Genomic DNA, 8,448 nt, shown 5'->3' on the forward strand with positions numbered 1-8,448 from the left:
AGATTAGCGATCGCACTCTTATACACACTTAACTCTTTTTGTCAATTTAGGGCGATCGCCTCTCTATGCACACTTGACTCTTTTTGTCAAGTTTTATGTTAAGAAAGATGTTTATAAAGCATAGCTTAAAAAAGGGGGGAAACTGTCGTTCTGGCTCTTGTCCCTCCAAAGCCCATTGGTAAAGCTGAAGCTGTCCCATTGTTTTTTCCAGTTCATTAATAACTGAATAAGTAAGCATATGCGCTACAGATGGTGCTACTTGAGGTGCCATCAGCAGTCAGCAGTCAGCTAATCAACGGGAGGTAGTAAACAAGCTGGGGGGTGCTGTTAGGGCTGGTTGAAAATCCCTGCTCGTTTAACTGTAAGCATTCAGCCTACCGCTATCAGCCGTCAGCTTATTTTATTCAAAAGCTGTTTCCTTAGTCTGGCCTACGACCAATGGCACCTAAAGTAGCGCATAAGCTGATAGCTGATAGCTGACGGCTGAATGCTTACATCTCATCTTCCCATCTCTCCATTTCACAATTTTGCCATTTTGCCATCATCTGTAGGTGGAATCACTGAAATGGTTATGGTGAGTGCTTTCAAGGGTCAAGCGTCAACAAAAGTTATACATAACATACAGAAGTTAAACATTAACGCAAACCTATTCGTAAACCGATAATTGCTACGCTGATTTCAAAGAAAAAAACCTAAACTATTATTTATGGTTTATAAATATCTTTATCAACTTCCAGGTGAACGCAATTTTAAAACTAAAACTAAACAAAAAAAAATCTTAGTGATCAACCTTACTTCAAGCTTAGTATTGAGTCTTTATTTTTTTATTATTAAATTTTTGCTATTTGGATTATTACCATCATCCTTATTTATCAAAGAGATAAGTCAGACAACAACACCTAATAAAAATGAGAACTTTATTGTTAAAAATAAAATTTTTGCCGCCCATCCAACCAGTATTCCTTGGATTAATGACTCCTACAACTGTGAAGCAACAGGAAGAGCTTGGGAACAGGGAGAGTGTTGGGACTATGAACATAATCACAACTGGTGATGACGGGATTAATCCTTAAAAGACTATAGGTAAGCATTCAGGCGTCAGCCGTCAGCCGTCAGCCGTCAGCTGAATGCTTACGTTCCCAGATCCGCTGTTCCCTACTCCCTACTCCCTACTCCCTACTCCCTACTCCCTACTCCCTACTCCCTACTCCCTACTCCCTACTCCCTTTTTATACCAATCCTATGTTTACATCTCAACTAACAATGCTATATCTTGATCATGATAGTTTCCCCATTTCTCTACTATTTCCTGAGCAATATGACTAGGGAATGAATGGTAACCGGGTTCCAATTCCTTCGATAAAATTAAGTCAATGGCTATGTTATGGGCATAGAAGACTGGGTCGAGAGTCTGAACTGGAGTAGGTTCTGCTAAGGAAAAATTGATCGGAGCTTTTTTAAAAAGCACTTCGGCATCTGAGAAGTTATCACCAAATTCATCTTCTGCGCCAATGTTGGCAAGATACTTACCACTGAAATCTTCCTTGTCTAAATCATACTCCTTAGAAAGTACTCCATTAACTCCCGTACAGGTTACAACACAAAAAGCCTCCTTGAGTGCTGCCCTAATGCCATCCAGGTCCTCAGCGTGTAACCCTTTGATTCCTCTAGCCCTAAGCTGTTCTAAAATCTTAGGATTTTTCTCGACGACCACCAGCTCCTTGGTTAAGCCTAATAATTCATTAACTAGTCCTTTTCCAACTTTTCCACAACCAAAGATTATCAAATTCTTATCCACTAATGACTCGTTAGTTAACTGGTGGAAGGCTTTGACAAATGCTTTACTAGTCCCATAGAACGTTTCTATATTTTTTAGGGAACTGTCATCCACAGAAATCAAGGGATAGGGAATATCTAAGGATTGATAGATAGTGTTATCGAGTTTAGTTAGCTCTACCACTCCCTGGCGAGGGGTGAGTAGTGTGGGTAACTCTCCATAAAGATCTAAACAAATATCATAGTTATCCTCAAAATTACCTTCCAGATTAAGCTCAACATTAGCACTGAGTAAAATTTCCACCGCTTCTGGGTTAGGGTCGATAAAATTAGGGCAAGACACGGTAAGCTCCGCACCAGCCAACAGCAACGGTTCAACTTTAAAGACAGTTTCTATGGTCAAGTGGATATGATGCAATAGTCTTAATCCTTGTTGACACTCCCCGGTCTAAAGACGCGGGGATTCTTGCTTCAACGAGCCAACTTGCTCAACCAGACCGGAATCAGGAAGAGTAGAGGTCAATTCTCCGCAAGCGTTTCGGGAGACCCGACGCTGCGCGAACGGGTCGATGACACAGGTTCCGGTGTGCCCCACCGTACCCAAAGCTCTGTTCAAAATGTTGATGGCAGCGTTATGGTCCCTACCTAACTGGCAACCACACTGACAGATATGGGTTCTAGTTGATAGTGACTTCTTCACGACTTCACCACAGTCAGAGCAATTTTGGCTAGTGTAAGCAGGATTAACTGCGACAGTAACTCTGCCAAACTTTTGACCAAAATGCTCTAGCCATTTCCTGAACTGATACCAACCTGCATCATTAATAGACTTCGCTAAACAGTGATTTTTTACTAGATTTTTGACCCTTAGATCTTCATAGGCCACCAGGTCGTTAGACCGGACTACGCAGCGTGCCGGAGACGAAACCTTAGAAGAGTGCAGCCTTACAACAAAACCTGCCACCTTTGATGCATAGCCTACCAACTATAAAGGCTGCACTCTTCTTGCGGTAACTTCTAACCAGTCTCTTGGCATGCTCTTCACGTCGCCTACTTATACTAAGGTGGTGTCTAGCTAATCTATTAATTGCTTTCTTACGATTGGTTGAGCCTTTCTTTTTTCGGGAAACTCGACGCTGATAAAACTTTAACCGCTTTTCCCCAGTCCTGTAAAAACGAGGATTAGGTTCAGTCTTGCCTCTGGAATCGGTGTAGAAATCTTTTAGACCTACATCTAAACCGACGGTCGCATCAGCAGGTTTTAATTGTTCCTTTACATCGACTGAGACGCAAAATTGAACATAGTACCCGTCGGCTCTTTTGACAATCCGAGCTCGTTTTATCTGTTTCTTATCAAATCTCCACAAGTCCCATGTCCCCTTGAGCTTAAGTTTTCCAATTCCCTTTTTGTCGGTGAATGTGATCGATTTTTTGTCAGGGGACAACTTCCATCCTGATTGCTTATATTCGACCGAGCGACAATGCTTCTGGAATCGGGGAAACCCTTTCTTTCCGGGGACTTTTTTCTTGCAGTTGTCATAGAAGCGGGCGATCGATGACCATGCTCTTTCAGCGGCAGCCTGTCGAGCGGTTGAGTTCAATTCACTGGCAAAATCAAAATCTTTAGCCAAAACTCTACAATATTTGTTGAGGTCGTATTTTGATATGCCTCTATTATCAATCCACAACCTAAGGCAACTGTTGCGGACAAATTTTACTGTCCTGATAGCCTCCTCTATGGCTAAATATTGATGTTTTTTGCCGTATGCCTTGAACTCAAGAATGATCATCAGAAATCGACCTCTTCTGTTCTACTGTTATGCTAACACAGCTAGCACAAATCGACAACTACTAGTGCGACTTTACTCACGGTGGCTAAAGCCACTATCAGCCTTCATCCCCGGTTTAAAAACACGGGGTTTTCGGCTTGTGGGGAATTTTATAAGGCTGATGCGATTGGCCGTAGGCCACGCTACGCGAACGCATCTGTTGTCTCAGCTCAGCCATAAATGGCATCGCTTCAGAGCGGGGATGTTTTTGGCGTGCTTGTTCAAAGACCTTAAAGTCGATCATCTTATCTTAATTTCGGTTAATCATTTATATAGTATTTCTCAATTGGGTGATGGACAAAATCCAGGATTTTAGGGAATAGGGAAGATAGCAAAAATCCTCTGTACCTCATGAACATGATAACCGCAATAGCACTTTTAAAATGAGGGGTCAAGTACCCTGCCCTGCCTGGTCATCCCCTCTCTCCACACCTTAATCCTTACGGAAAATTTTTGATCTGAAAGCTTTATCCAGCTAGTCTTTCAGCCTTTGCCTGGGACTTCGTTTTAGCTTGACGACTACCTTTACCTGAATCAGACAGTTGCAAGATTCTCCCATCAAAGATAAAATCCGAAGAGTTAATCAGCTGTAAGGGTAAAACAGGGTAAAATTTATGACTGACGATACAATGCAAACTATTTCATCTTTTGCTCAAGATGAGTACGGATTTAGTTCAGCGCCACTCCAAGCTATGGTCAACTATGGTTAGGCTTTGTTAGCTATTGCCGGAGGTGATGGACAGGTTTCTGACGCAGAAATGGAGTGGTTAATAAATCACCAAAAACAATTTGGTGCCCCTGAAGAGGTTGTAGGACTCTACAAGTCTTTTGATTACAAAAATGCTAACCTACAAGAGCTGTTGCCCGATATAAAAGTTGATGTTGAAACTTGGTCAGTAGCAAACGAATTGGTATATCATGCCATTAAGATGTCATCAGCTGATGGAGTTTATGCTGACGCAGAGAGAGCCAAAGTAAAAGAAGCAGCAAAAATCCTCGGAGTTGCTGATGATATTGTTTTGACTCTAGAAAGTTTAGTAGAGATGGAGCGAACTGTTGTTAAGATGCGTAAGGCATTGATTCACGTAAACACATTATAGACGACGGTATCACTATACCACGGTAGGTAAGCATATGCGCTACTTGAGGTGCTGCTTGAGGTGCCGTCAGCCGTCAGCCTTGGCCACACTACGCGAATGGCTGATAGTTGAATCCTGATAGCTGATAGCTGATAGCTGATAGCTGATAGCTGATAGCTGAATGCTTACTGTGTAGCTATTTTATAACTGATATAATAGTAATAATAATTAAGCGATCGCAAAACAATACTCTATTCTAAAATCTGGTAGCATCCGTTTATAAATTCAATCTCTTCCCATCTCCCCATCTCCCCACACTTCCCACACTTCCCCTTCTTTTTGAGAAATATCAGATGCACCCGATTAACGGTAGCGAAGTTGTTGACCCTTGATGACTAAACCCATTCTCATCGCGTTTCCAATTGGAGTGAATCGTTTTTGTTTCGTCATGGTTTGGGGATGATGACCCACGGTAGATAAACTCATGCTAAGCAGAGTCACAACAATTAGTGTAGCGCTTAAATTACGAGTAAAGGTTAAGTCAAACATTATCTGCGGATTTCCAACTGTCTCTACTTTCACAGTAGAAATCTGTTATGATTAGTTCCTCCACTAATATGCAACTACCTGAATTGACTCTCTGGTGGAATGGTGAATCCCACCAATTCAGTGGGTTTAGGAGTGTGGTTGAGCTAGACAATCTGCCCACTGGCACCATGGCAGAAAAATTCAATATTCTTCTGTTTCCCTACTCCCTACTCCCTACTCCCTACTCCCTACCCAGCAGTGTAAATCAACCGTATTTCCTTTTTGGAGCCATCTCATCTAGGGATTTCACTTTAGCAGCTCTTGGCTTGTCCAATTGACCCTGAGACTTACAGGACAAAGCACTGTGGGGTAGAACTCGTAAGATTTCGGTTAGGGTGGTTACCCCTTTGGTTACCTTTTCAATCGCCGCCTTCCGGAAGGAATAAAAACTAATTTTATCCAGGTAACGGTGCAACTGAGTCATAGTTCCCTCATAAATCAACTGCCGCACCGTATCATCTACATCCAGTAACTCTACAATCGCTTCCCGTCCTAAATAGCCGGAATTGTAGCACTTGGCGCAACCCTTTCCTTTGCGCCAACCTTTGAGATTAGCTTCCTCTGGCCTCAAACTCAGCTTCCGCAAATCCTCAGAAGTCGGGGTATAAGGTTCTTGACAGTGGGGACATACTTTGCGCACCAAACGCTGTGCCACTATTCCCAATAGGGCATCACTGATTAAACCCGGTTCCGGACCAATATCTTTAATACGAGGAATAGCACTGACCGCATCATTGGTGTGGAGAGTGGTCAATACTAAGTGACCGGTCAAAGCCGCTCGAATCCCTGTTTCAGCGGTTTCAGCATCCCGAATTTCCCCCACCATAATGATGTCCGGGTCTTGGCGTAAAATTGCCCTCATCCCTGCGGCAAAGGTCATCCCGGCTGCCTCATTCACTTGGGTCTGGGTAATCCGGGGTAAGACATACTCCACTGGGTCTTCCACCGTTACTACATTCACATGTTCCGTGGCTAACCCTTGCAGGGAATTATATAGCGTACTAGTTTTACCAGAACCAGTCGGACCGGTGAGAATAACCATTCCTTGGGGTTGCTGCAACCAACCTTTATAGATTTTAAGCTCTTCGTCAGAAAAGCCTAACTCTTCCAAGCCAGAAAAGGGGTTCTCTCTTGGTAATAAGCGAATCACTGCTTTCTCTCCCCCCACACAAGGGAGGGTACTCACCCGCAGATCTAACCCAAGTTCTGCCTCCTGGCCAGTAGCATAGTTTTCCCCAATCCGACCATCTTGAGGACGGCGGCTTTCAGCAATGTCCATATCAGACATGACTTTGAGAGCAACCACCACTGCTCGTCCCAGGTCTGACGGTAAGGTAGTTATATCCCTAAGAATCCCGTCAATGCGATAGCGGACTCTTAAGCCATCAGTCATCGGTTCCAGGTGAATATCACTGGCGCGGTTACGCAAAGCTCCAGAGATAATGGTTTTAATCCGCTCAATCTGGTCAGCCGCTTGGGACAGATACAATTCTGTGGTTTCGGTAATGTCTTCTTGTTCCACCTCACCAGTAAGGGGATTGACAAAGGCCACGGAACTGATAGATTTGGCATCATTGTTTGCGGTGTGGTACCATCTCTTGTAGCTTTTGGGTGCAATGGGAATAATTTTGATTTCGGTGAAAGTGCGATCGCTTAATTTTTTGAGCTGCTCTGGGGATAACTGGATTGGACTACCCAGGTAATAACAGTTGCGCCACAGTAGCAGTGGAATCACAGGAGGTAAATCTTGGCGATTGGGGAAGGGCTTAAAGAACCGGGAACTGACTTCCCGATCCAGTAGGTTAACGTTTAGTTCTCCTTGTGGGTTAACCAAAAGTTTAAGGGCTGTTTCACAGTTAATTTCACCCTTTCTCAACTTCCTCCAAGCCGATAAAGTTCTAACGCCAGTTTGCATGATTTTTCTCCCACTAAATTAAACTAAATTCAACAGTTTTTGTTGATTATTTTCCAGTTTTACTTTCCCAAACACATTAGTGCTTATTGACTATAGCAGTTTTCGATTGATTGGTATTGCCATTGGTTGATATTGGATTGAGAGATTAACGTGTAAGCATTCAGCCGTCAGCTGTCAGCCGTCAGCTTATTTTATTCAAAAGCTATAGTTATTGTAGGGTGGGCAAATGACATAATTCCAGATTAAATGGTGATTGGCTTGGTATTTGCCCACCCTACTACTGAGAGCTGATAGCTGAATGCTTACATTAACGTTATATATAAATCTTTATCTAATCTTTATATATAACGTTACCTTTTTACTTTCACAAAACCTAGGCTTACCTACCTAGGCTTACCTAGTTTTTACCAATGATTATATCTGATCAATTCCCAACATTAATATAGACGTTTTACCTCCTATAAACACCTTTTTTTGCTCTAGTTTTTTGGATCTAGTTTTAACAGCTAAGCAAGAGCCAAACTCTATCTATTTATCAGACGGAAATCAACAAGATTACGCAAAGAGAGGATTTTTTTTACAAAAGTTTACATTAGCACCTCAAGTAGCACCATCTGTAGCGCATCAGCACCTCAAGTAGTGTGCGCGTAGCGCATTAGCTGATAGCACCTCAAGTAGCGTGCCCATAGCGCATTAGCTGATAGCACCTCAAGTAGCACCATCTGTAGCGTATTGGCTGATGGCTGATAGCTGATGGCACCTCAAGTAGCGTGCCCATAGCGCATAAGCTGAATGGTTAGCACCGAACTTGTAGAGCTGACCTTCCTGAGTAACTCCCACGATCAATCGGGTCTGCTGAAGCATCTTCACAGAGGAATAGGTCGCCATTAGGAGCGACGGTAAACACACAGTGTTGTCTAACGTTGTATGATAGCGCGCTAAATAGTCTAGGAATAAATTATGAAAGTAAGTCCAAAAAAAAGTTAATCTTACGTTAAGAATTGGTTAATAAATTACTAGGATCAGATTTTTTTGTGAAAGTCTACTGTCAGCTCTTAAACTAATCATAAATTTGTGGAAAATTAAACTAATATTAACCTCTTTATTTAAAGATAGACTAATAGAGTTTTAGTAAGCTATCAGCTATCAGCTATCAGCTATCAGCTATCAGCTATCAGCTATCAGCTATCAGCTATCAGCTATCAGCTATCAGCTATCAGCTATCAGCTATCAGCTATCAGCTATCAGCTATCAGCTATCA

General features: G+C 42.5%; 10 protein-coding genes and 1 pseudogene. 5 read left to right on the top strand and 6 right to left on the bottom strand.

The window, feature by feature from the left end; translation table 11 throughout:
* Positions 1-142: 142 nt before the first annotated feature.
* Positions 143-232 (bottom strand): annotated as a pseudogene (locus tag F6K63_RS38185) (XisH family protein); the annotation flags it as partial.
* 474 nt (positions 233-706) lie between these two features.
* On the opposite strand from F6K63_RS38185, the gene F6K63_RS35625 reads away from it, so the two are divergent.
* Together F6K63_RS35625 and F6K63_RS35630 are read left to right on the top strand one after the other, a co-directional pair.
* Positions 707-1,054: a hypothetical protein gene (locus tag F6K63_RS35625; protein ID WP_287249455.1), complete on the top strand. Its 348-nt coding sequence runs from the start codon at positions 707-709 to the stop codon at positions 1,052-1,054.
* 73 nt (positions 1,055-1,127) lie between these two features.
* The gene (locus F6K63_RS35630; RefSeq protein WP_154659854.1) at positions 1,128-1,277 is read left to right on the top strand and encodes a hypothetical protein; all 150 of its coding nucleotides are present in this window, start codon (positions 1,128-1,130) and stop codon (positions 1,275-1,277) included.
* Here the strand turns inward: F6K63_RS35630 and F6K63_RS35635 are convergent.
* From F6K63_RS35635 to F6K63_RS35645, 3 genes are read right to left on the bottom strand one after another with little or no spacing between them, the layout of a single operon-like run.
* Positions 1,247-2,194: an NAD-binding protein gene (locus tag F6K63_RS35635; protein ID WP_083374008.1), complete on the bottom strand. Its 948-nt coding sequence runs from the start codon at positions 2,192-2,194 to the stop codon at positions 1,247-1,249. The two genes, F6K63_RS35630 and F6K63_RS35635, sit on opposite strands and share 31 nt — an antisense overlap.
* A gap of 30 nt (positions 2,195-2,224) precedes the next feature.
* On the bottom strand, positions 2,225-2,740 hold the full coding sequence (locus F6K63_RS35640; RefSeq protein WP_287267773.1) for an RNA-guided endonuclease InsQ/TnpB family protein: 516 nt from the start codon (positions 2,738-2,740) through the stop codon (positions 2,225-2,227).
* The gene (locus tag F6K63_RS35645; protein ID WP_287249450.1) at positions 2,706-3,566 is read right to left on the bottom strand and encodes an RNA-guided endonuclease InsQ/TnpB family protein; all 861 of its coding nucleotides are present in this window, start codon (positions 3,564-3,566) and stop codon (positions 2,706-2,708) included. Before F6K63_RS35645 ends, F6K63_RS35640 begins: the two co-directional genes overlap by 35 nt.
* 160 nt (positions 3,567-3,726) lie before the next feature.
* Between F6K63_RS35645 and F6K63_RS35650 the strand changes: the two genes are divergently transcribed.
* The 3 genes from F6K63_RS35650 to F6K63_RS35660 all read left to right on the top strand — a co-directional run bounded on the left by F6K63_RS35650 (position 3,727) and on the right by F6K63_RS35660 (position 5,550).
* Positions 3,727-3,921: a hypothetical protein gene (locus F6K63_RS35650; RefSeq protein ID WP_287314840.1), complete on the top strand. Its 195-nt coding sequence runs from the start codon at positions 3,727-3,729 to the stop codon at positions 3,919-3,921.
* A gap of 397 nt (positions 3,922-4,318) precedes the next feature.
* Entirely contained in the window at positions 4,319-4,705 is a 387-nt protein-coding gene (locus tag F6K63_RS35655) for a tellurite resistance TerB family protein (RefSeq protein WP_287314842.1), read from the top strand.
* A 575-nt stretch (positions 4,706-5,280) separates the two neighbouring features.
* A complete protein-coding gene (locus F6K63_RS35660; RefSeq protein WP_131827266.1) occupies positions 5,281-5,550 on the top strand; it encodes a hypothetical protein in 270 nt (89 codons plus the stop codon).
* Here the strand turns inward: F6K63_RS35660 and F6K63_RS35665 are convergent.
* Positions 5,478-7,187, bottom strand: coding sequence for a GspE/PulE family protein (locus tag F6K63_RS35665; RefSeq protein ID WP_287314844.1), 1,710 nt, complete (start codon positions 7,185-7,187; stop codon positions 5,478-5,480). The genes F6K63_RS35660 and F6K63_RS35665 overlap by 73 nt on opposite strands.
* A 708-nt stretch (positions 7,188-7,895) precedes the next feature.
* Positions 7,896-8,075: a hypothetical protein gene (locus tag F6K63_RS35670; protein ID WP_287314846.1), complete on the bottom strand. Its 180-nt coding sequence runs from the start codon at positions 8,073-8,075 to the stop codon at positions 7,896-7,898.
* Positions 8,076-8,448 lie beyond the last annotated feature (373 nt).

The sequence above is a fragment of the Moorena sp. SIO1G6 genome, assembly GCF_010672795.1.
In the GTDB taxonomy this organism is placed as follows: domain Bacteria; phylum Cyanobacteriota; class Cyanobacteriia; order Cyanobacteriales; family Coleofasciculaceae; genus Moorena; species Moorena producens.